The organism is Marinobacter sp. MIT930201, assembly GCF_047122665.1.
GTDB lineage: Bacteria > Pseudomonadota > Gammaproteobacteria > Pseudomonadales > Oleiphilaceae > Marinobacter > Marinobacter salarius.
Genome location: NZ_CP138916.1, coordinates 2383110 through 2406327 on the forward strand (window position 1 = coordinate 2383110; position 23218 = coordinate 2406327).

The 23218-nt window shown below is 58.8% G+C and carries 19 protein-coding genes; 10 read left to right on the forward strand and 9 right to left on the reverse strand.

Annotated features, from left to right (window positions below; genetic code table 11):
* Nucleotides 1-6 precede the first annotated feature (6 nt).
* From SIC19_RS10860 to SIC19_RS10870, 3 genes are all read left to right on the forward strand, one after another.
* Nucleotides 7-1896, forward strand: coding sequence for a DUF1302 domain-containing protein (locus SIC19_RS10860; RefSeq protein ID WP_127401964.1), 1890 nt, complete (start codon nt 7-9; stop codon nt 1894-1896).
* 29 nt (nt 1897-1925) lie between these two features.
* Entirely contained in the window at nt 1926-3287 is a 1362-nt protein-coding gene (locus SIC19_RS10865) for a DUF1329 domain-containing protein (RefSeq protein WP_127401963.1), read from the forward strand.
* Between the two features lie 323 nt (nt 3288-3610).
* Complete coding sequence (locus SIC19_RS10870) at nt 3611-4936, forward strand: DEAD/DEAH box helicase (protein ID WP_036211594.1); 1326 nt, start codon at nt 3611-3613, stop codon at nt 4934-4936.
* A gap of 53 nt (nt 4937-4989) precedes the next feature.
* On the opposite strand, the gene SIC19_RS10875 is transcribed toward SIC19_RS10870, so the two are convergent.
* Entirely contained in the window at nt 4990-5478 is a 489-nt protein-coding gene (locus tag SIC19_RS10875) for a winged helix-turn-helix transcriptional regulator (RefSeq protein ID WP_127401962.1), read from the reverse strand.
* A gap of 62 nt (nt 5479-5540) precedes the next feature.
* Here SIC19_RS10875 and SIC19_RS10880 point away from each other — a divergent pair, with 62 nt between their 5' ends.
* From SIC19_RS10880 to SIC19_RS10900, 5 genes are all read left to right on the forward strand, one after another.
* On the forward strand, nt 5541-6653 hold the full coding sequence (locus SIC19_RS10880) for an NADH:flavin oxidoreductase (protein ID WP_127401961.1): 1113 nt from the start codon (nt 5541-5543) through the stop codon (nt 6651-6653).
* A gap of 129 nt (nt 6654-6782) precedes the next feature.
* The gene (gene bamE, locus SIC19_RS10885) at nt 6783-7094 is read left to right on the forward strand and encodes an outer membrane protein assembly factor BamE (protein WP_041332932.1); all 312 of its coding nucleotides are present in this window, start codon (nt 6783-6785) and stop codon (nt 7092-7094) included.
* Between the two features lie 25 nt (nt 7095-7119).
* Nucleotides 7120-7713 carry an exopolysaccharide biosynthesis protein gene (locus SIC19_RS10890; RefSeq protein ID WP_075194639.1) on the forward strand — a complete coding sequence of 198 codons (594 nt, stop codon included), beginning with the start codon at nt 7120-7122 and terminating at the stop codon, nt 7711-7713.
* 88 nt (nt 7714-7801) lie between these two features.
* The gene (locus SIC19_RS10895) at nt 7802-8344 is read left to right on the forward strand and encodes a hypothetical protein (RefSeq protein WP_075194640.1); all 543 of its coding nucleotides are present in this window, start codon (nt 7802-7804) and stop codon (nt 8342-8344) included.
* Between the two features lie 31 nt (nt 8345-8375).
* Entirely contained in the window at nt 8376-9527 is a 1152-nt protein-coding gene (locus SIC19_RS10900) for a patatin-like phospholipase family protein (RefSeq protein ID WP_036211581.1), read from the forward strand.
* Here the strand turns inward: SIC19_RS10900 and pntB are convergent.
* The 3 genes from pntB to SIC19_RS10915 all read right to left on the reverse strand — a co-directional run bounded on the left by pntB (nt 9516) and on the right by SIC19_RS10915 (nt 13274).
* Nucleotides 9516-10907 (reverse strand): Re/Si-specific NAD(P)(+) transhydrogenase subunit beta, encoded by a 1392-nt coding sequence (gene pntB / locus SIC19_RS10905; RefSeq protein ID WP_075194641.1) that lies wholly within the window; start codon nt 10905-10907, stop codon nt 9516-9518. The two genes, SIC19_RS10900 and pntB, sit on opposite strands and share 12 nt — an antisense overlap.
* 12 nt (nt 10908-10919) lie before the next feature.
* Entirely contained in the window at nt 10920-12497 is a 1578-nt protein-coding gene (locus SIC19_RS10910; protein WP_075194642.1) for a Re/Si-specific NAD(P)(+) transhydrogenase subunit alpha, read from the reverse strand.
* 144 nt (nt 12498-12641) lie between these two features.
* Entirely contained in the window at nt 12642-13274 is a 633-nt protein-coding gene (locus tag SIC19_RS10915; protein WP_041332933.1) for a TetR family transcriptional regulator, read from the reverse strand.
* 319 nt (nt 13275-13593) lie between these two features.
* Between SIC19_RS10915 and SIC19_RS10920 the strand changes: the two genes are divergently transcribed.
* Together SIC19_RS10920 and SIC19_RS10925 are read left to right on the forward strand one after the other, a co-directional pair.
* A complete protein-coding gene (locus SIC19_RS10920; RefSeq protein WP_075194719.1) occupies nt 13594-15168 on the forward strand; it encodes a flavin-containing monooxygenase in 1575 nt (524 codons plus the stop codon).
* 55 nt (nt 15169-15223) lie between these two features.
* Entirely contained in the window at nt 15224-16189 is a 966-nt protein-coding gene (locus SIC19_RS10925) for a threonine/serine dehydratase (RefSeq protein WP_127401960.1), read from the forward strand.
* 18 nt (nt 16190-16207) lie between these two features.
* On the opposite strand, the gene SIC19_RS10930 is transcribed toward SIC19_RS10925, so the two are convergent.
* From SIC19_RS10930 to SIC19_RS10950, 5 genes are all read right to left on the reverse strand, one after another.
* Complete coding sequence (locus SIC19_RS10930) at nt 16208-16981, reverse strand: SDR family oxidoreductase (RefSeq protein WP_075194645.1); 774 nt, start codon at nt 16979-16981, stop codon at nt 16208-16210.
* 29 nt (nt 16982-17010) lie between these two features.
* A complete protein-coding gene (locus SIC19_RS10935; protein ID WP_075194646.1) occupies nt 17011-18159 on the reverse strand; it encodes an acyl-CoA dehydrogenase family protein in 1149 nt (382 codons plus the stop codon).
* A gap of 13 nt (nt 18160-18172) precedes the next feature.
* Nucleotides 18173-19360, reverse strand: coding sequence for an acyl-CoA dehydrogenase family protein (locus tag SIC19_RS10940; protein WP_075194647.1), 1188 nt, complete (start codon nt 19358-19360; stop codon nt 18173-18175).
* A gap of 462 nt (nt 19361-19822) precedes the next feature.
* Nucleotides 19823-21004 (reverse strand): acetyl-CoA C-acyltransferase, encoded by a 1182-nt coding sequence (locus tag SIC19_RS10945; RefSeq protein WP_127401959.1) that lies wholly within the window; start codon nt 21002-21004, stop codon nt 19823-19825.
* A 72-nt stretch (nt 21005-21076) separates the two neighbouring features.
* Nucleotides 21077-23173, reverse strand: coding sequence for a 3-hydroxyacyl-CoA dehydrogenase NAD-binding domain-containing protein (locus SIC19_RS10950; RefSeq protein WP_127401958.1), 2097 nt, complete (start codon nt 23171-23173; stop codon nt 21077-21079).
* Nucleotides 23174-23218: the final 45 nt, after the last annotated feature.

Here is a 23218-nt window from a genome sequence, read left to right on the forward strand (position 1 = left end):
AGACCAATGACAACAAAAAACCGAGACCGTAAACGCCTGGCGCTGGCTATCGGCGCAATCGTATCCACAGCCCCGGCGATGGCATTCGATTTTGACATCTACGAGATCGACGCCTCGCTCTCAACGACCCTGACGGCGGGGATTGCCTATCGGTTGGAAGATCAGGACAAAGATCTGATCTCCCAGGGCAACCTGGGCCCGGAATTCGCATTCAGTAACACGGGCGCCTCGTCCAACAACTTCGACGACGGCAACCTGAACTTTGAAAAGAACGAGCCGTATTCCCAGATCCTGCGTGGCCGTAGTGAACTGTTCCTGGACTACACCCCCGACAGTGACACGCTGACACGGGTCGGGGCGCTGGTGCGAGGCACCTATTATTACGACCATGAACTGAAGGATAACCGTCGCGCCAAGGACCCGGTCGGCCAGCGACGTGAACTGAACGATGAGGCCAAAGATAACGCCTCCGGTGTGGATCTTCTCGACGCCTACGTGTTTACGGACTGGTACTTCGGCGATACGCCGGTGTCGATCCGTTACGGCCGTCAGGTGGTGAACTGGGGCGAAAGCACGTTCATCCTGGGCGGTATCAACGCGGTCAATCCGATCGACGTTCCCGCGTTTCGTGCTCCCGGCGCGGAGCTCAAAGACGTATTGTTACCGGTGGAGATGTTGTATACGTCAGTTGGCCTGACGCCTGAAATCACCATGGAGGCGTTTGTTCAGACCGACTGGGAAAGCTTCAGGATTGACGACTGTGGCACCTATTTTTCCTCCGCCGACGTGGCGGCCGATGGCTGTGGCCCGGTATTACTGGCGGGCCAGGTGCCAGACTCCCAGGCGCTGGAAGAGGGATTCGTGTCTCCGCGCCTGGGCGATCGCGAGCCCGGGGACAAGGATCAGTTCGGTGCCGCGTTGCGTTGGTATCTGACCGACCTGGGGGCCGAGCTGGGGTTCTACTACACCCGTTATCACAGCCGTCTTCCGTACATCAGTGGTGTGGTCAACAACCCCTCGGACCCATCGGCAAACCAGAAAAGCGACCCCAACCTGCCCAACTCCAGGTTTCCCAGCTATTTCATCGAGTATCCGGAAGACATTGATCTCTATGGCATCAGTATCAACACCACCCTGCCAACGGGCACTTCGCTGGGGGCGGAATACAGCTTCCGGCCAAACCTTCCCATCCAGTGGAACACGTTTGAGCTGATCTACGGAGGCTTGCAACAGCGTGGTCCGGATGGACAGGTAGTGAGCAATCTGGAGCAACGCCAGCGTGAGAAGGATCCCAATTTCAACTATGCCGGTAAGGCTGTTGATGGCTACGACCGTTACAACGTTTCCCAGGCCCAGGCCACATTCATTCACTTCATTGACCGGGTAATGGGCGCCGCCCGTTTCATCATTGTTGGTGAGGTTGGTGCCACCTATATCCACGATCTGCCCAGCACCTCGGAAGCCCGCTACGGGCGATCGGGCATCTACGGTGTGGGGCCGGTGCCGCTGGAGGGTGACAACTTTACCGGTGACTACTGCAGCCAGGGCACAGACAGTGACCCGCGTTTGAACATCAACCCCAGCAACTGTGGAGGTGGTGGGTTTACCACGTCCTTCTCCTGGGGCTATCGCACGCTGTTTGTCTGGGACTATCCGGATGCCGTCGCTGGCGTCAACTTGCGCCCCCGGCTCTTTTTCTCTCACGACGTGAAGGGCTACGCACCAGATCCTGGTGGCAACTTCCAGGAAGGCAACAAGTCACTGGGCCTGGCCGTCGAAGCCACCTATCAAAACGCCTACAAAGCCAATCTGAGCTACACCAACTATTTCGGGGGTGATTACAACGTCATCAATGACCGGGATTTCGTGTCGGCCTCAGTGTCCTATTCATTTTGAACCATTGTCTGAAAACCGAGGAGTAATCCATGATTAACCGAAAAAACCTGCTTTACAGTGCATTAGCGTGCTCGATGCTGTATTCCGCATCAGCCGGCGCAGCAGTGTCGGCCCAGGAGGCCGCCAAACTGGGAGATACGCTCACGCCGATGGGCGCCGAGAAGTCCGGTAATGGCGATGAAATTCCTGCCTGGGACGGGGGGCTGCTTCAGGCACCGGGTGCCTACCAGGGCGACGGCCGATACGTGGATCCGTTTCCCAATGACAAAGAGCTGTTTCGTATTGACCAGAGCAACGTTGACCAGTACGCGGACAACCTGACGCCCGGCCAGATTGCGATGATCAGGACGTACGACGACTATTTTATGCCGGTCTACCAGACCCGGAGAACGGCGACCTATCCTGCCGACGTGCTGGAGAAAACCAAAGCCAATGCCACCGAAGTGGAGTTGGTGGAAAGCGGGAACGGTCTCAAGAACTACAAAACAGCGACCCCGTTTCCGATCCCCCAAAATGGCCTTGAGGTGATTTTCAACCATATCACCCGCTACCGCGGCGGTTCCTTTACCCGCAATGTGGCACAGGTAACACCACAGCCAAACGGCGATTTCAGCCCGGTCAGGTTCACCGAATCGTTTACCGAGCGGGTGGCGCTGGAGGATTTCGATCCAAGCGAAGATCCCAACGTGATGTTCTATTTCAAGCAGGCCATCACCGCTCCGTCTCGCCTCGCCGGTAACGTACTGCTGGTGCATGAGACCATCAACCAGGTTAAGGAGCCCCGCCGCGCATGGTTGTACAACTCCGGGCAGCGTCGTGTTCGCCGTGCTCCCAATGTGGCCTACGATGGGCCGGGTACCGCCGCAGATGGTCAGCGCACGTCTGACAACCTGGACCTCTACAATGGCGCGCCAGACCGTTACAACTGGGAACTCAAGGGCAAGAAAGAGCTGTACATTCCGTACAATTCCTATCGCCTGACCGACGAGAGCCTGAGCTATGACGACATCATAAAGCCCGGCCATGTCGACCAGGGCCTCACGCGTTATGAGCTGCACCGGGTATGGCATGTAACAGCGACACTCAAGGATGGTGAGCGGCATGTCTACGGCAAACGGGACTTCTACATTGATGAGGATACCTGGCAGATTGCAGCGGTGGATCACTACGACGGCCGTGGCAACCTGTGGCGTGTTGCCGAAGCGCACGCGATGCAGATATACGATGCCAACATTCCGGCCTATGCCTTTGAAACCCTGTATGACCTGTTGTCAGGGCGCTATCTGGTGATGGGGCTGACCAACGAGGAAGACGAGCCTTACCAGTATGGTACCGAGCGTCGCTCCCGTGAATACACGCCGGCTGCGTTACGCCGGGACGGCGTGCGTTAATCGTTAATGGCGGACCGATAACCCTGCCTGGCCTGGCAGGGTTATCCCCGACGGGGGACCACATCAAAGATCCCTGCCCGGTAAAGTTCCTTATAGCTATTCCCGAATCACTCTGTTAGTGTGCCCAGCATCCTGCCTCTAGGGATTTCCGCAATTCAAGGCTTCAAGCCCGTGCGAACCATCCATACGACCTGTCAGAGGACGTCACCCCGTTAACGGTGTGTGGCCGTAGTCGTCTTTTATTCCATGAATCTTCATGGCATCTGCCCGCATTCGCCGAGATCGGTGTTCGTGGAGGCAGACTAATCAAGAGTTGATCCACTATGAGTTTTTCTTCACTCGGTTTGTCCGAGCAACTGGTCCGTGCCACTGCCGACCAGGGTTACGAAACCCCATCACCCATCCAGGCCAAGGCCATCCCCGCCGTTTTATCCGGCAGGGATGTGATGGCGGCTGCCCAGACGGGTACCGGTAAAACCGCAGGGTTCACCCTGCCATTGCTGCAGCGCCTGGCGGAAAACCCCCGCACTGGCAAAGGCCCGCGTGTACTGATCCTGGCGCCTACCCGCGAGCTGGCGGCCCAGGTACATGACAGTGTGGCCCTTTACAGCCGATACATGCCGACCAAGTCCGCCGTGGTGTTTGGTGGCGTAAAAATCAATCCGCAGATGATGAAGCTGCGTAAGGGCCTGGACGTGCTGGTGGCCACACCCGGCCGTCTGATGGACCTGTATCAGCAGAATGCAGTTCGCTTCAACGAAGTGGAAATCCTGGTGCTGGACGAAGCCGACCGCATGCTGGACATGGGCTTTATCCGTGACATCCGCAAGATTCTTGCGCTGTTGCCCGCCAAGCGCCAGAACCTGTTGTTCTCCGCCACCTTCTCCAATGAAATCCGCACCCTGGCCGAAGGCCTTCTGGATAACCCGGTGCAGGTGGAAGTGGCAGCCCGAAACACCGCTGCGGAAAGCATCAAGCAGTCTGTCTATCCGGTTGATCAGAGCCAGAAAACCGCCTTGCTGAGCAAGCTCGTGCGAGACAATGGCTGGGAGCAGGTGCTGGTGTTCACCCGTACCAAACACGGTGCCAACCGCCTGACCCAGAAGCTGGAGCGTGACGGTATTACCGCTGCTGCGATCCATGGCAACAAGTCACAGGGTGCTCGTACCCGCGCCCTGGCTGATTTCAAACAGGGTGAAGTGCGTGTACTGGTCGCAACCGACATCGCAGCCCGTGGCCTGGACATCAAACAGCTGCCCCAGGTGGTGAACTTCGAATTGCCGAACGTGCCGGAAGACTACGTTCACCGCATTGGCCGTACTGGTCGTGCCGGTGAAAGCGGCCATGCACTGTCGCTGGTCAGCGCCGATGAGGGCAAGATGCTTGCCGGGATTGAGAGGCTGATCAAGAAGCAGTTGCCGCGCAAATCTGTTGAGGGCTTCGAGCCCCAGAACAACCTGCCATTGAAGCCAAAAGCCAAGGCAGACCCCAGCCGGGCCCGTGGTCGCGGCGGTAACGGTGGTGGCAATGGTAAGCCCGGCGGAAATGGCCGTAGTTTTGGCGGCAAGCCGGGTGGTCGCAGTGGCGGCCGTAGCCAGAATGGCAACGGTGGTCAGGCAAGGCGCTCACCCCAGCGCGAAAACGCGTAGTCCTGCCTACTCCACAGAAAACGGGGCCCCAGGGCCCCGTTTTGGGTATTGGCTCAGGCTGACTTTTTGCCGTCCGGTGTCTTTTCCTCGAGGCCGGTGTCGGCGCCTTCCGGCACAAACACATCACGTACGGTCAGCGGCTTGCCGTCGGCATCCTGAACTTCAACCGGTAAAATGGCACGCCCGGTTTCGCGGTCCCTCAGGTCCAGCGGTGTTTGATCTGGCGCCGGATTCCATTTGTCGCCCCACTGGCGAAGGGCGATCACAATCGGAAACAGGTCCCGGCCTTTTTCGGTCAGTCGGTACTCGAATCGTGAGCCGTGTTCGCCCACATCCACCTTCTTCAATACCTCGTTGTCCACCAGCCTCGCTAACCGGTCGCAGAGAATGTTGCGGGCAATACCCAGCTCTTGCTGGAAGTCCACAAAGCGGCGGGTGCCATACATTGCGTGCAGCACTACCAGCAGGGACCACCAGTCACCCACCTCGTCAAGGGCGCGGGCGACGGAGCAATTGGAGTCATCAAAACGTTTTCTGGCCATGTTTCGGAGTGTACCTAATAGGGTTGCATTTTAAAACCAGATTAGTAAGGTTGCGATCTACCATGAGCATGAATCTTGGCCCTTTGTTTGAACCCTTTGAACTCCACAACCTGACCCTGCGCAATCGCGTGGCGATGGCTCCGATGACCCGCAATTTCTCGCCGGGCAACGCCCCGAGCCAGGATGTGGTGGACTATTATCGCCGCCGCGCTGAAGGCGGTGTTGGTTTGCTGATTACCGAAGGCACGACAGTGAATCATCCTGGCGCCAACGGTTATCCGAATGTGCCGTTCTTTCATGGCGACACAGCTCTCGCCGGCTGGAAGGATGTGGTTGATGCGGTCCACGAGGCTGGCGGGGCCATTTTCCCGCAGTTGTGGCACGTGGGTGCCGTACGCAAGGAAGGCACCGAGCCGGACCCATCCGTACCCGGTTACAGCCCGTCCGGTCTGTTTTCACCGGGCAAACCCAACGGCAAGGCGATGAGCAAGGACGACATTGACGAGGTCATCACGGCGTTTGCCGACGGTGCTCAGGATGCCAAAGCGTTGGGCTTTGACGGTGTGGAGATTCACGGCGCCCACGGTTATTTGCTGGATCAGTTCCTGTGGGAAGGCACCAACCAGCGTGATGACGAATACGGCGGCAGTATGGAGAACCGTCTGCGCTTCGTGGTTGAGATCGTTGAAGCTGTCCGCCATCGGGTAGGCCCGGACTTCCCCATCATGCTGCGTTTTTCCCAGTGGAAACAGCAGGATTATGAGGCGAAGCTGGTGAACACACCCGAGGAACTGGAGCAGTTTCTGAAACCGTTGGTGGATGCCGGTGTGGATATCTTTCACGCCTCCACGCGCCGCTTCTGGGAGCCCGAATTCGAAGGCTCTGACCTGAACCTGGCAGGGTGGACCCAGAAACTGTCTGGCAAGCCGACCATGTCCGTTGGCAGTGTGGGCCTGACGGAGGACTTCATCAGCGGTACTTTCGCCAGTAAGAAGGAAGCGGTGGAGCAGTCCGGCATCGACGAACTGGTTGAGCGCATGAACAACAGCGAGTTCGAATTGATCGCCGTTGGCCGCGCATTGCTGCAGGACCCCGAGTGGCTGGTGAAAGTGAAGGACGGCCGTATTGGCGAGGTCGAGCCGTTCGCGAAAAAGTCGCTGGCAAAGCTCTACTGATCAGACAAGGCGTTGACAACAGGCCCCGGCGAGACACCGGGGCTTTTTTGTGTCTGTCCGGGCTGTAATTTAACCTGTTGTCGAAACCCGTATGATTAATGCTCTTGTTTTCAACTAAAGGGATACACCATGAAGTCTGTAACTTCTCTTTCAGCCATTGTCCTGCTTGCGTTGACTCTGGTTATGGCCGGCTGCGCCACGGTCGGCCAGGACTTTGCCACCCATAACGTTGACCAGATCGAGATCGGCGATACCACCCGCGCCGATATCCAGGAGATGTTTGGTGAGCCCTGGCGCACCGGTATCGAGGACGGCAAGCGCACCTGGACCTACGGCAAGTATCGCTGGTCTGCTTTCGGTGACGCCGAGACAACGGACCTGGTGGTGCGATTCAACGAAGATGGCACAGTGTCTTCCTACGTCTACAACACCACCAAGTAACGATCAGATTTCCGGAGGCTGGTGAATGGATGACCAGGGTGATCCGGCGGATATCGAACAGTTACTGGACCGTATAGAAGCAGGGGCCGCTGGTCGTTCTCACGTTTCCATCGGTGAAATGATGGATGCAGTCGGGCGCCGGACCTTTGGGCCGCTGGTGCTTCTGGTTGGCCTTATTCTGGTGACGCCCCTCAGTGGCGTGCCGGGAATGCCGACCCTGTTGGGCCTGCTCACACTGCTGACGTTGGGGCAGGTTCTGTTGGGTCGGACCCAGTTCTGGCTGCCCAGCTTGTTGCTCCGGCGTCAGGTTCCCCGCCAGAAGCTTGTACAGGGGCTCCATTTACTGCGCCCGGCCGCACGGCGGATCGACCGCCTGATACGCCCGAGATTCACTTTCCTCGTCAAGGGTCCTGGCCTCTACGCCATGGCGCTTGCGTGCATGGTGATTGCGATCGTGATGCCGGCGACGGAGCTCGTGCCATTCAGTGCCAGTATTGCTGGCGTGGCGCTGATGACATTCGGCCTTGCGATGATTTCGAAAGATGGTCTCCTTGCCGTGCTTGCCTGGGGTGTTTCGCTGGCGGGGCCGGTGATGTTGGTGCGAACCATCGGCAGCTGAATAAGGCCAGATTACGTAAAGTCGGGGGTTATGAACTAAATTGTCAGTAGAAGAACGCCTCATTCACAGGCGAAAGAGGAGAAACACCATGATACGTTTATTCTATCTGGTATCTTCGATTGACAGTGCAAAAGAAATCTCCGACGACCTTCACGAGCACGACGTCACTGACTGGCGCTTCCACATTGTCAGCAAGGACGAGGCCGGCCTCTACACTCACCAGTTACACACCGCGTCCATCCTGGACCGAACGGATCTGCCCAGGTACGTGGAGCGCGGCGCCATAGCCGGCTTTGTGCTGGCGCTGGCCTTCCTTGTACCGTTGGCCTTGCTGGAAGTTCTGAACATGCCGGCGGCGGCCTGGATAGCCCTGTTTATCTTTGTGGTGGTAGCGGGCGCCTGGATTGGTGGCTTTGGTGGTATCCAGAGTGAAAACTACCGTATCGAGCCGTTCCATCATGATATTGAGGCAGGGAAGTACTTGATCATGGTGGATGCCCCGAAGGACCACATTCCCAAGGTCAAGGAACTGATGGCGAAGAACCACCCCGAGGCCAAGTTGCAGGGCAAGGATTCCAGCATTAACAATCCGTTTGCCGGCCGGCGTCGGCATAAGATCAAACAGGCCTGATGCGAGGCACTGTTCAAAACGGAATGGCTTCATGACAAAGAACGGTGTCATTCTCACCGGCGGTGGCGCGCGGGCGGCGTATCAGGTCGGCGTGCTTCGCGCTATCGCTGACATGTATCCGGACTGGAACCACCCGTTCAATGTCATTATCGGTACCTCGGCCGGGGCGATCAATGCCATGGCCCTTGCCGGTAACCGGGGGCTGTTTCGCCACAGTATTGATCATCTCGATAAAGTCTGGTCGGAACTGACTATGGACCGGGTATTCCGGGCGGATACCTTTAGCCTGATGCGCAGCTTCAGCGCCATCGCCCGCAAGATGATCAGTCGCCCCATTGAAAGCGGGCCGGTTTCCTTTCTGGATAATTCGCCACTGCGGGAATTGCTGGAGCGGGAGATCGACCTGCAGAGCATTCGGCAAACCATTCAGGAGGGCCACATCGACGCTGTGGGCCTGAATGCCTGCGGTTACGCGACTGGCCAGAATGTGTGTTTCTTTGAAGGGGCTGAAGGGCTGCAAGGCTGGTCGGTCGGACAGCGTGGCGGCACCCGCACAGAGCTGGCAGTGGACCACATCATGGCGTCTGCGGCTATTCCCACTCTGTTTGCGCCGGTGAAGATCAACCGCGAGTACTTTGGTGATGGCGTGACCCGCCAGATGGCCCACATCAGTCCGGCATTGCGACTGGGTGCGCGCAAGGTGCTGGTGATCGGGGTTAGTGCCAACGCGATGTGCCCGTCCAGGCGCCCGGAAAAGCCCGGTATGCCAACGCTGACCCAGGTACTGGCCCACGTGTTCAACGGCATGTTCCTGGATACGCTGGATTACGACATCGATCGCTCACGGCTGATCAACCAGTTGCTGGAACTGATCCCAGAGAAGAAACTGAAGGAGTCCGGGCTGGACCTGAACCCGGTGGATATTCTGGAAATTTCCCCTTCCGAGCCCATCAACGAAATCGCCATGAAATACATTGACGCCATGCCGCTGGTGTTGCGACGGTTGACCGGTGCTTCGGACAACGCGCCTTTTTCCAGCGCCAATCTCGCCAGCTTCCTGCTGTTCGACAAACGCTTCTGTCGCGATTTGATTGAGCTGGGCTACCGGGACGGCCAGAGCCAGTCCCGGCAGATTGAGCGGTTTTTTGAGAAGGAATCCGGGGCTGAAGAATCAGCCCCTTAACCCACCAACCAGCTTGTCGATGCTTTCCTTGGCATCGCCAAACAGCATGCGGGTGTTGTCTTTGAAGAACAGCGGGTTTTCCACGCCTGAATAACCCGTGGCCATGCCCCGCTTGAGGACAACCACCTGGCGCGCTTTCCACACCTCAAGCACCGGCATACCGGCAATCGGGCTGCCCGGGTCTTCGGCGGCGGCCGGGTTTACGGTGTCGTTGGCACCGATAACCAGCACCACATCGGTGCTTGGGAAATCGTCGTTGATTTCGTCCATTTCCAGCACGATGTCATAGGGCACATGGGCCTCGGCGAGCAACACGTTCATGTGTCCGGGCAGGCGACCCGCCACAGGGTGAATGCCGAAACGCACGTTGACGCCACGGTCCCGCAGGATTTTCGTCATTTCGCTGACGCCGTTCTGGGCCTGCGCCACAGCCATTCCGTAACCCGGCACGATAATCACTGAATCGGCATTGCGCAGTTCCTCGCACACATCATCCGCGGAGGACTCATAGACAGACTGGTCAGTATCGGCCGCGCTTGAGCTGCTGCTGGTCTGGCCGAAGCCGCCCAGGATGACGCTGATAAACGACCGGTTCATAGCCTTGCACATGATGTAGCTGAGGATGGCACCGCTGCTGCCTACCAGGGCACCCACCACAATCAGCAGGTCATTACCCAGCATGAACCCGATAGAGGCCGCCGCCCAACCGGAGTAGCTGTTGAGCATGGACACCACCACCGGCATGTCGGCGCCGCCGATGGCCATGATCAGGTGAATGCCGAGCACCGAGGCGATGACCGTCATGATGACAAGGGAAATCAGCCCCAGCGCCATGCTGTCGGTACCGAGGAACCAGGCACCCAGCAATACGCAGGCAATGATGGCCACCAGGTTCATCAGGTGTCGGCCCGGCAGGGTCAGGGCTTTGCTGTCGATGCGGCCATCCAGTTTGCCGCAGGCCACCAGCGACCCGGTGAAGGTCACGGCGCCGATAAAGATACCGACAAACACTTCCACCAGCTTGATGGTGTGTTCGGCACCCGTGGTGGCTACCAGGGGCTCGATATAGCCTGAGAAACCGACCAATACCGCCGCCAGGCCCACAAAACTGTGCAGCAAGGCAACCAGTTGCGGCATCTGGGTCATTTCCACCTTGTTGGCGATGGGGATACCAATACCGGCGCCCAGCAGCACCGCAATCACGATCGCGATAACACCACCGTCCACGCTCGCCAGGGTGGCGCCAACAGCGATGATGATGCCGGCGACACCATAAAGGTTCCCGCGCCGGGCGGATTCCTGATGGCTAAGGCCACCCAGGCTGAGGATAAAACAGATACTTGCGACCACGTAGGCCACGCTCACCAATCCTGTGCTCATATCGGGCGCCTCCTACTTGCGAAACATTTTGAGCATGCGATGGGTGACCCGGAAGCCGCCCCCCACGTTGATGCTGGCAATCAGCACCGCGAAAAAGGCCATGATGCCAACGGCCAGATTCTCCGCCTGGGCCAGGTGGAGAATGGCACCGATCACAATGATGCCGCTGATGGCGTTGGTCACGCTCATCAGAGGCGTATGCAGGGACGGCGTCACGTTCCAGATAACCTGCCAGCCGATAAAGCAGGACAGGACAAACACCGTGAAGTGCTGCAGGAAGCTTTCCGGCGCATGGGCACCAACCCCGTAGAGCGCCAGGGCCGTGACCAGCAGCAGCGCACCCTTGCCAAACTGGCTGCGGCGTTTGGCGTCTTGCCTCGCGGCCTCCTTGTCGGCAGCCGTGGGTTCTTCAGTGCCGGGCGCCGGCTTGGGGCTGACCGGCGCTTCCGGTTGAGGTGGTGGCCAGGTAACGTCGTTCTCTCGCACCACCGTCAGGCCACGGATCACATCGTCTTCCATGTTGACCTGGGGCTGGCCGTCTTTCTCTGGTGTCAGTTCAGTGATCAGGTGTACCAGGTTAGTGGCATAGAGATCGCTGGCCACCTTGGCCATACGGCTGGGCAGATCGGTGTAGCCAATCAGCGTTACGCCATGATGGTGAGCGACCTTGCCGGGCTCCGTCAGCTCGCAGTTGCCCCCGCGTTCCGACGCCAGATCGACAATCACACTGCCGGGTTTCATGGATTTCACCATATCGGCGGTGATCAGCTTGGGCGCAGGCTTGCCGGGAATCAGGGCAGTGGTGATGATGATATCCACCTCTTCGGCCTGTTCCGCGAACAGCGCCATCTCCGCCTTGATGAACTCGTCGCTCATCTGCTTGGCGTAGCCGCCGCCACCGCTGCCGTCCTCGTCGTCGAAATCCAGCACCAGGAACTCGGCTCCCATGCTTTCAACCTGTTCTTTCACTTCCAGACGGGTATCAAACGCCCGCACAATGGCGCCCATGCTGTTCGCGGCGCCGATCGCGGCAAGGCCTGCGACGCCGGCCCCGATTACCATGATTTTCGCCGGTGGTACCTTGCCAGCCGCCGTCACCTGGCCGGTAAAGAACCGCCCGAAGTTATTGGCCGCCTCAATCACCGCGCGGTAGCCGGCAATATTGGCCATGGCGCTCAAGGCGTCCATCTTCTGGGCACGACTGATGCGGGGCAGGCTATCGATGGCGAAGGAAGTAATCTTTTTGGCCGCCAGCTTCTCCAGAAGCTCGGGATTCTGCGCTGGCCACAGGTAGCTGACCAGGAACGCCCCTTCCTTCATCAGATCCACTTCGTGTTTCTTGAGCGAAGGGTTTTTCATCGGCGCGCGAACCTTGAGGATAAAATCCGCGTCCTGCCAAAGCGATTTGGTGTCCGCCGCAATGGTAGCGCCCACTTTTTCGTAGGCGTCGTCCGTGTAATTCGCGGCCTCACCCGCACCGGCTTCGACCATCACCTCATAGCCAAGGCCTATCAGCTTATGCACCGAGGGCGGCGTTGCCGCTACCCGTCGTTCATCCTCGAAAATCTCCCTGGGGATACCGATCTTCATTGTAAGTACGTCCTCCGGAATGACCGATTCACTGAAAATCTCGGTTTTTACTTATAGGTAGACGCTAACAGATTTACAAAGGTTTTCCTAAAAACGAACAAAGCGAAAAAACGGAAAGGTAAAACGAAAAAAATAATAAGCCCGTTAGAGGTCCTTCTCTAACAGTGCCTGTACCTCACTTTCGGCCAGCCCATCCAGCATTGCCCCCCGAAACTGGCGGTTGATAAACCGCTCGGTTTCATGTTGGATCATTGCCCGCTGCGCCGGTTTCTCGATGTAATCCATTGCCCTGAAAAGGATATAGCGAATGGTCATGCGGGAGATCTCATGAATCGTCTCCGTCGGCACAGCACTGACCAGCCGCCGCTCGATAATATCCTCCGCCATCTCGCGCGCGCTGGCATCCAACTGCGCCTCAAGCGCCCTGCGCAACAAAGCCGACGGCCCGTGAAGCTCCCGCACCGCCACGGTCGTCGCTGCCGGGTTGGCCAGGAAGTAGTGGTAAACAAACGTCACCGTATCGTGGGACGCCTGCTCCGACGACTCCGCCATCCGCCGCAACTCCCGCACGCCGGCTTTCATGTCTTCGGCAATGTACCCAAGTACCTGCAGACCGAACTCGTCCAGATTCTTGAAGTGCCGATAAAAAGTATTGGGATTCAGTCCGGCCTCACGGGCCAGTTCCCGGAGACCGAGAGATGTCAGGCTGCGGCTCTGGGTAATCAACCTGAGCGCCGCCTGAATCAGCTTCAGTTTTCCACCGGTAATCATGTTCATTGAGCATGCACCTAAAGTATGCGGACGAGTTGGGGGAGGGGGTTCCCGAAACTGTGCGGAGCCATGGATGGCGGAGCTCAAGCCGCACATGGATGTCTTGAGGCGTGTTTCGGGAACCCCCTCCCCCAACTTGTCCTTCTCCAAAGTTTGGTATGAGGGACAGTTGCTTATCAAACCAGGCCAAACGGTCAAATTCTGCAGATCAAAAGTATACAGCTGTCTACTTCGTTGGGTATACATGTGTCTACCGCCAATCATCATGGCGAAACAGAGAACAACAGGCAAGGCCAGAAGGCCAGCGAACAACGAGGTGGAATACATGAGTCAGACAGCAAAAATTGCCATCATCGGCACCGGATTCTCCGGCCTGGGCATGGGGATCAAACTCAAGGAAGCCGGATACGACAACTTCGTCATCCTCGAACAAAGCGACGACGTCGGCGGCACCTGGCACGAAAACCACTACCCCGGCTGTGCCTGCGACGTCCAATCCGCCCTCTACTCCTTCTCGTTCGAACAAAACCCCAACTGGACCCGCATGTTCGCCCAGCAGAAAGAAATCCAGGCCTACCTGCGAAGCTGCGCCGAAAAATACGACCTCATGAAACACGTGCGCCTGAACACCCACGTGGCGGGTGCCCGCTTTGACGAAAAAACCCAAAGCTGGACCATCGAAACCTGCGACAGCCCCAAACTCTGGGCCTACATGCAGGACAAGGGCCTGAACCCCGGCGACAAACTCAACCGCAAAGACAAGGGCCTGCCCAAATTCAGCACCTTCAAGGCGGATGTTGTGGTTTCCGGCATGGGCGGCCTTAGCACCCCGGCATACCCCAACATCAAAGGCATCGACACCTTCACCGGCAAAAGCTTCCACTCCCAGGACTGGGACCATGACTACGACTTCAAGGGCAAGCGCGTAGCAGTGATTGGCACCGGCGCCTCAGCCATTCAGTTCGTACCGGAAGTGGCCAAAGACGCAGCTCACCTCGACCTCTACCAGCGGACTCCACCGTGGATCGTGCCCAAGCCTGATCGCGAGATCCGCCCGCTGGAAAGGATGATGTTCCGCAAGTTCCCGCAGACCCTGAACGCCTTTCGCCAGAGCATCTACTGGATGCTGGAAGCACGGGTACTGGGCTTTGTAGGCAATCCGCGAATCCTCAAAATCGGCGAATTACAGGCACGCCGCCATATCCGCAACCAGATCAAGGACAAGGAACTGCGCAGGAAAGTTACCCCGGACTTTCACTTCGGCTGCAAGCGGGTGCTCATCTCAAACAACTATTACCCGGCGCTGGCCCAGGATAACGTCGACGTGCTGACCGACGGCATCCGCGAAGTGCGTGGCAATATGATCGTGGATAACAACGGCCATGAGAGGGAAGTGGACTGCATCATTTATGGCACCGGCTTCAAGGCCCAGGACCCGATACCCGCAGGCATGGTACATGGCCGTGGCGGCCAGGACCTGCTGGACGCATGGAAAGGCGGTGCCGAAGCCTACAAGGGTAGCGCCATTGCCGGCTTCCCCAACTTCTTCATGCTCATGGGCCCCAATACCGGCCTCGGCCACAGCTCCATGGTCTATATGATTGAAAGCCAGATCCAGTATGTGCTGGGTGCCCTGAAGAAAATGGACAAGCACGGCTGGAAGAGCGTGGAAGTGAAGGAAGACGCCCAAAGCCAATACAACGCCTCTATTCACGCCAAGCTCGGCGACTCCGTGTGGCAGACCGGCTGCAAGAGCTGGTATGTAAACGAGAACGGCAAGAACACCACGCTGTGGCCGGGCTTCACCTGGCAATTCCGCCAGCAGACGAAGCGGTTTGACGCGGGGCAGTATGTGTGTGAGCCAGAGGCTGTTGAAGCGGGTGAGGCTGTTGTGACTTGATCGCTGGCCCCAATGGGGCCATGGTTTGGTAATGGGAGCAAATGGAGCACGCACCATGACCAAACCAACCCTTCCTGACCTATCCCAAATACAGGCAGCAGAGCAGCGCATTCGACCGAAACTGGGCGAAACACCGCTCCTGACTGTGCCTGATCTGGATGCCACCATGGGCCAGCCGCTGGGTTTGAAGTGTGAGAGCTTTCAGCGCACCGGCAGTTTCAAGGCTCGGGGTGCACTGAACTGGCTGCTGACCGCCAGTGCTGACGAACTCGAGGCTGGCCTGGTGACGGTGTCCGCCGGGAATCATGCAATCGGCCTGGCCTGGGCGGCGGCCATGCAGGATGTTCCGCTCACGGTGGTGATGCCGGAAGGTTCCAGCCCGTTGAAGATTCACCGCACCCGGGCGCTGGGCGCCGAAGTGATTGTGCACGGAAATATCCAGCAGGCGGTGGCGCTGTGCCATCAATTGCGGGATGACAAGGGGCGGACGCTGGTTCACCCTTACAATGATGTCCGCATCATGGCTGGACAGGGCACCGTTGGCCTGGAATTGCTGCGCCAGCAGTCGGATGTGGATCGGATACTGTGCCCCATCGGAGGCGGCGGTTTGATTTCCGGGCTGGGGCTGGCCATCAAGGCACAGCGGCCGGAAGTGGAGCTGATCGGCGTGGAGCCGGAGGGTGCGGCGACCATGTTTAACGCCTGGCACAAGCAGGATGCCAGCGCCAGCCTCGACTCGGTGGATACCTGGGCTGCCAGCCTGGCACCGGCAGTGGTCGGTGACTGCACCTATGCCGCGTCCCGTCAGGTGGTGGACCAGATCGTGACGGTTACCGAGTCGGCTATCCGGGAAACCACACGTCGCCTGCTGACTGAAGCCAGGCTCTATGTAGAGCCTGGTGCCAGTGTCGGGCTGGCGGCGTTATTGGAAAACCAGGTTGCGCCTGATCCGGACAGGGCCACGGTTCTGATTATTACTGGTGGTAACCTGGACCCGGAGCAGGTTAGTCAGTGCCTTTAACAGACGAGAGGGGCATGCTTAACTAACCAGCGTGCCGCCATCCACTGCCAGGCATTGCCCGGTAATGTGTCGTCCGGCTTCAGACGCCAGCAACACCGCTGCACCTTTCAGATCTTCTTCGCCACCAAAGCGCTTGAGCGGAATACGCTCAAGCATTTTGTCGCCTTGTGCATCCAACAGTCCCTGAGACATCTTGGACGGGAAGAAGCCTGGACAAAGCGCGTTCACATTGATGTTGTAATGACCCCATTCGGACGCCAGGGCGCGGGTGAAGTTCACCATGGCGCCCTTGCTGGTGTTGTAGGCGATGGTCTGCATGCCCTCCGGGTTGCCAGATAGCCCGGCAATGGAGGCGATATTGATCACCTTGCCGGTCTTGCGCGGGATCATGCAGCGCTTGCCGACGGTCTGGGTGAGGAAAAAGCTGGCGTTCACATTCAGGTTCATTACCTTCATCCAACCCTCGGGCGGATAGTCCTCCGCTGGGGCTCCCCAGGTGGCGCCGGCGTTGTTCACCAGAATATCGATGTCGCCGAGCTGCTCGATCACCTGATCCACCACCTTGGGAATACCTTCCAGATCGCCCAGGTCGGCGGCGATGGTCACCACCGTCACGCCCTGGCTTTCCAGGTGTTCTTTCGCCGCGTCCAGCTCGTGCTGTTTGCGGGCGCTGATGGCGATCTTCGCGCCCAGTTCACCCAGCGCCTCGGCCATTTGCAGGCCCAGACCACGGGAGCCGCCAGTGATAAAGGCGACTTTGCCGGACAGGTCCAGTAGTTGTTTTACGCTCATAGTCGATTCCTTGTTATCAGTCCGAAGGTTCAGGCGCTGGCGGCCAACAGGCCGTCGCTGACCTGGGCCAGATGATGATCCGCGTCGCCGAACAGCAGGTTGATGGTGGTCAGCCGCTTGAACAGGTGCGCCGCGAACATTTCGTCTGTCACGCCCATGCCGCCGTGCAACTGAACACCTTCCTGTGCGACATAGCGGGAACCCTGACCGACCAGGGTTTTTGCCATGGACAGGGCATTGCGGCGCTCGGCCCGGTCGTCGGAATCGGCGGTGCTAGCGGCCAGAATGGCCATGGATTTTGACTGCTCTGCCTGAATAAACATGTCCGCCATGCGGTGCTGAAGCACCTGGAATTTGCCGATAGGTACACCGAATTGCTTGCGGGTTTTGATGTAGTCCAGCGTGGTTTCGTTCATGGCTTCCATGGCCCCCACGGCTTCGGCACAGACCGCCGCAATGCCCAGATCGGTGGCTTTCTCAATGTGCGGGAACGCCTGGTCCAGCTCACCCAGAAGATTGTCGGCGCTGACGGCGACATTGGAGAAACTGATGTCTGCGATGCGGTAGCCGTCATGGGCGGCGTAGTCGTCAATTTTCACGCCTTTGGCATTGGCATCGACGATGAACAGGGACAGTCCGGTCTCATCATTGGTGTTGCCGCTGGTGCGCGCAGAGACGACCAGTTGGTCCGCCTGGCCGCCATGGATGACTGCGGTTTTCTGGCCGCTGACCATGAAGTGGTCGCCGTCCTTGCGGGCAGTGGTCTGTACCTGGCTCAGGTTGTAGCGCGCGCCGGGTTCGTAATGTGCAAAGGCCATCTTGCGCTCGCCGGAAGCGATCGCCGTCAGGTACTCGTCTTTTTGGGAGTCGTTGCCCACATCACGAATCAGCCCGCCGGCCAGAACGACCGTAGCCAGATAGGGCTCAACCACCAGGCCGCGACCGAAGTTTTCCATCACCACCATGGTGTCGACGGCGTTGCCATCCAGACCGCCAAAGGCTTCGGGGAAGGTGAACGCCAGCAGGCCCATATCCGCCAGGGCGGCCCAGGTGTTCGGGTCGGTGCCATTGCCGGATTCGATGAAGGTGCTGCGCTTTTCAAAGCTGTACTCGTTGGTCACAAAGCGGCGCAACGAGTCGTTCAGCATTTGCTGTTCGTCGGTAAGATCGAAATTCATAAGATCGCCTCCTTTAAAGACCAAGCACGAGCTGGGCGATGATGTTGCGCTGGATCTCGTTGGACCCGCCAAAGATCGACAGCTTGCGCATGTTGAAGTAGTCACCGGCCGCCGGAGTGGCATCGATGGACCCGGCGCGCGGGCCGTTGTAGTCCAGTTCCAGGGCGTCCGGAATGTGCGCGATCGCATCCTGTCCGGCGGCTTCCATCAGCAGTTCAAACAGCTTCTGGCCGATCTCGGTACCACGGATTTTCAGGATGGATGCCTGCGGGCCGGGGCCGCGCTTGTCGGTCAGCACCCGAAGTACGGTCAGCTCCAGTGCACGCAGCTCGATATCCAGTTGCGCCAGACGATCGCGGAAGCGGGTGTTCTCGATCAGCGGGCGCTGGCCGTCCTGTTCCTCGTTGGCGACAACTTTTAGACGCTTCATCAAGGCTTTCCACTGGCCCACATTGGCCAGACCAGTGCGCTCATGGCCCAGCAGAAACTTGGCGTAGGTCCAGCCCTGATTCTCTTCGCCGATCAGGTTCTCGGCGGGCACTTTCACGTTATCGAAATAGACTTCGTTAATCTCGTGCTCGCCATCCAGCATGATGATGGGCTTCACATCGATGCCGGGATCGTTCATGTCGATCAGCAGGAAGGAAATGCCCTGTTGCGGCTTGCCTTCGTTGCTGGTGCGCACCAGACAGAAGATCCAGTCGGCGTGCTGGCCAAGGGTGGTCCAGGTTTTCTGGCCGTTGACGATGTAGTGATCGCCTTCGCGTTTGGCGGAGCAGCGTAGTGACGCGAGGTCGGAGCCGGAGCCCGGCTCGGAATAGCCCTGACACCACCAGTCTTCGCCGCTGAGAATGCCCGGCAGAAAGCGTTGTTTCTGCTCGTCGTTGCCAAAGGTCATGATCACCGGGGCGACCATGCGCAGGCCGAAATCGAGCTGGCGTGGCGCACCGGCGAGGGCACACTCTTCTTCAAAGATGATCTGTTCAATCGGGTTCCAGCCCGGGCCGCCGAATTCTTCCGGCCAGGTGGAGGCGCCCCAGCCTTTTTCATACAGAATTTTCTGCCAGCGCTGGGTCATGTCTTTATCGTGGCGCAGGCGTTTCTGAACGCGCTCGCGGATGTCGTCCGGGAGGTTGTCTTCCAGGAACTGGCGAACTTCGGCGCGGAAGGCCTCTTGTTCCGGGGTGTAATTCAGGTCCATGTTTTACCTCTTTGTCTATTGGCTGAGGTTGATGGTTCTTTTGGCGTTTGGAGTTGCCTGGTAGTTCTTAATGCCCGGGCCTGTTAGCTCGGGGCGGCGTCGGTCGGTAACGGCCTTTCAAAAAACGCTGTGAACACGTCCGTGTGCGCTTGGGCTCCGCCATCCCTGGCTCCGCACATTTTTGAAAGGCCGTTACCGACCAACGCTTCAAGTCTGTTCTTGCCTGCTTAAAAAATGTCTTGCCGAACGTTCGCAATGCGCTTACCGGTTGCACCTGTTTGCCTCTGCACAAAGTTCTGGGTGGCCGTTGGGAGTGGGTGTCCAAAACCGTGCGGAGCCATGGATGGCGGAGCCCGAGCGTCACATGGACGTGCCGTAAGGAGCGTGTTTTGGACACCCACTCCCAACGGGCACTTTCACCCAAGCCAAGGGCAACCGAGGCTTCAGGCAGCAACCAAAGCCTTAGGCAACCTCAAACAATCCAGCAGCACCCATACCGGTGCCCACGCACATGGTGACGACCACGTATTTGACGCCACGGCGTTTACCTTCGATCAGAGCATGGCCGACCAGGCGGGAGCCGGTGGTGCCGTAGGGGTGGCCCACGGCGATGGCGCCGCCGTTGACGTTCAGGCGGTCCATGGGGATGCCAAGTTTGCGCTGGCAGTACAGAACCTGCACGGCGAAGGCTTCGTTGAGTTCCCACAGACCGATGTCGTCGACGGTCAGGCCGGCGCGTTTGAGCAGTTTGGGCACCGCGAAGACCGGGCCGATGCCCATTTCGTCTGGCTCACAGCCGGCGACGGCGAAACCACGGAAGATACCGAGTGGCGTTGCGCCTCGCTGTTCGGCGATTTTGCTGTCCATCAGTACGCAGGCAGAGGCGCCGTCGGAGAACTGGCTGGCGTTACCCGCAGTAACCACGCCGCCTTCCATCGCGGAGCGGATTTTGCTGACGCCTTCCAGGTTGGTTCCCGGACGGATGCCTTCGTCCTGGCTGACGGTCACTTCCTGGCTGCTGAGCTGGCCGGTGGCTTTGTCAGCGACGCCCATGGTGGTGGTGATGGGCACGATTTCGTCATCGAACTTGCCGTCCTGGCGAGCCTGATCGGCCAGGTTCTGGCTGCGGACGCCGTATTCGTCCATGTCTTCTTTTTTGATGTCGTAGCGCTTGGCGACGGTTTCGGCGGTGTCCAGCATGGACCAGTAGAGCTCAGGCTTATTCTTCGCCAGCCAGGGTTCCATGAAGTAGTTCTGGTTCACGTTGGCCTGCACGGTGGAGATGGATTCCACGCCGCCGGCGACCATCACCGGGACTTTATCCACAGCAATGTGGTGCGCGGCCATGGCGATGGCCTGAAGGCCAGATGAACAGAAACGGTTGATGGTGGCGCCGCCAACGGTAACGGGCAGGCCGGCACGGATTGCGCCCATGCGAGCGACATCGTTACCGGTGGAGCCTTCGGGCAGGGCGCAGCCCATCAGCACGTCTTCGATTTCGTTCGGGTCGACTTTGGAACGCTCAACCGCGTGCTGGATGGCGTGACCCGCAAGGGTGGCACCGTGGGTCATATTCAGGCCGCCGCGCCAGGATTTGGCCAGGGGCGTGCGGGCGGTGGATACGATGACAACATCATTAGACATAACAATTCTCCTTCGTTCGAAGCGCCTGTTTATCGGTGAAGGGCAGGCGCCCCGAGGGTATTGGTGGACCGGTTATTTGGCGTCGAAACCTTTGCCTTCTTCGGCACGCTTGGCCAGCAGGGCCGCCGGTTCCCAGAAACCAGGCTGGGTGTGGCGGTCTTCGGTGAAGGCCTGCATGGCGCGCACCACGTTGGGCAGTCCCACTTCTTCGGCGTAATGCATCGGGCCGCCGCGGAACACGGGGAAGCCGTAGCCGGTCAGGTACACCATGTCGATGTCGGAGGCGCGCTGGGCAATGCCTTCGTCCAGAATCTGGGCGCCTTCGTTCACCAGCGCATACACGCAACGCTCGACGATTTCCTGGTTGCTGATCTTGCGCGGTTTGATGCCCAGTTCGGCGCGAACCTCGTCCACCACCTTGTCCACTTCCGGGTCGTGCAGGGCGTTGCGGTTGCCCGGCTCGTAGCGGTAGAAACCAGCGCCGGTCTTCTGGCCGTAACGGCCCATTTCACAGATGCGGTCGGCCAGCACCATCTTCACCATGTCCGGGTTTTCTTCGTACTGGCGCTTGCGGATGGCCCAGCCGATATCGCCGCCGGCCAGGTCGGCCATGCGCAGCGGGCCCATGGCAAAGCCGAACTTCTCGATGGCCTTGTCGATCTGCTGAACGCTGGCGCCTTCTTCCAGCATCAGCAGGGCTTCGCGCTGGTACTGGTTGATCATGCGGTTGCCGATGAAGCCGTCGCACACGCCGGAGACCACGGCGGTCTTCTTGATGGTCTTGGCGAGTTTCATGGCGGTGGCCAGTACGTCCTTGGCGGTTTTGTCGCCACGTACCACTTCCAGCAGCTTCATGATGTTGGCCGGGCTGAAGAAGTGCAGGCCGATGACGTCTTCCGGGCGCTTGGTGAAGCTGGCGATCCTGTTCAGGTCCAGGGTGGAAGTGTTGGAGGCCAGGATCGCGCCCTGTTTGCACACTTCGTCCAGCTTTTCGAACACGGACTGTTTGACGCCCATTTCCTCGAACACGGCTTCGATCACCAGGTCAACACTGCTCAGATCGTCATAGGTGAGGGATGGGGTCAACAGAGCCATCTTGGCTTTGGCGTCGTCCTCGCTCATGCGGCCTTTCTTCACGCGGCCTTCGTAGACCTTGCGGATGGCTTCAACGCCACGGTCCAGGCCTTCCTGTTTCATCTCTACAATCGTTACCGGGATACCGGCGTTCAGGAAGTTGATGCTGATGCCGGTGCCCATGGTGCCGCCGCCAATCACGCCGACAGACTTGATGTCACGGGTCGGGGTGTCGGACGGCACGTCGGCAATCTTGCTGGTCAGGCGCTCGGAGAAGAACGCGTGACGCAGGGCGCGGGATTCGGGGGTCTGCATCAGATTAACGAAGGCTTCGCGCTCAACCTCCATGCCCTTGTCGAACGGCATGGTGACGGCGGCTTTCACAGCTTCGACACACTTCAGCGGGGCCGGGTAGTTCTTGGCCATGGCGCCGACGGTGTTCTGGGTGAACATGAAGAAGCCTTCCGGGTTCGGGTGCTTGGCTTTCAGGTCGCGCACTTTTTTCAGCGGCAGGTTCTCGCTGACCACCTTGGTGGCGTAGGCAATGGCCGCGTCCAGCAATTCGCCGTCGATAATCTCATCGAACAGGGCGCTGCCCTTGAACTGTTTGGCAGGTACGACGCTGCCGGAGACGATCATATTTACAGCGTGCTCAGCTCCGATGACTCGTGGCAGGCGTTGAGTACCGCCGGCGCCTGGCAGCAGGCCCAATTTTACTTCCGGCAGGGCGATTTGCGCGTCCGGCTTGGCGATGCGGTAGTGGCAACCCAGGGCCAGTTCCAGTCCGCCGCCCATGCAGGCGCCGCTGATGGCCGCGATCACCGGCTTGCGGCTGCTTTCCACGTAGTTGACTACCGTGTTCAGGTTGGGTTCGGCAAAGGCTTTGGGAGAGCCGAACTCGCTGATGTCGGCGCCGCCGGAGAAGGCACGGTCGGAGCCGATCAGTACCACGGCTTTCACTGCATCATCGGCTTCTGCCTGCTGGATACCGTTAACAATACCCCGGCGGAGTTCAAGGCCCAGGCCATTGACGGGCGGGTTGTCGAGTCGGATGACGGCGATGTTGCCGTTCACATCGTAATGGGCAGTACTCATGTAGCAGCTCCCTGATACTGGCATTGGATAGTAGGCGGTGTACGG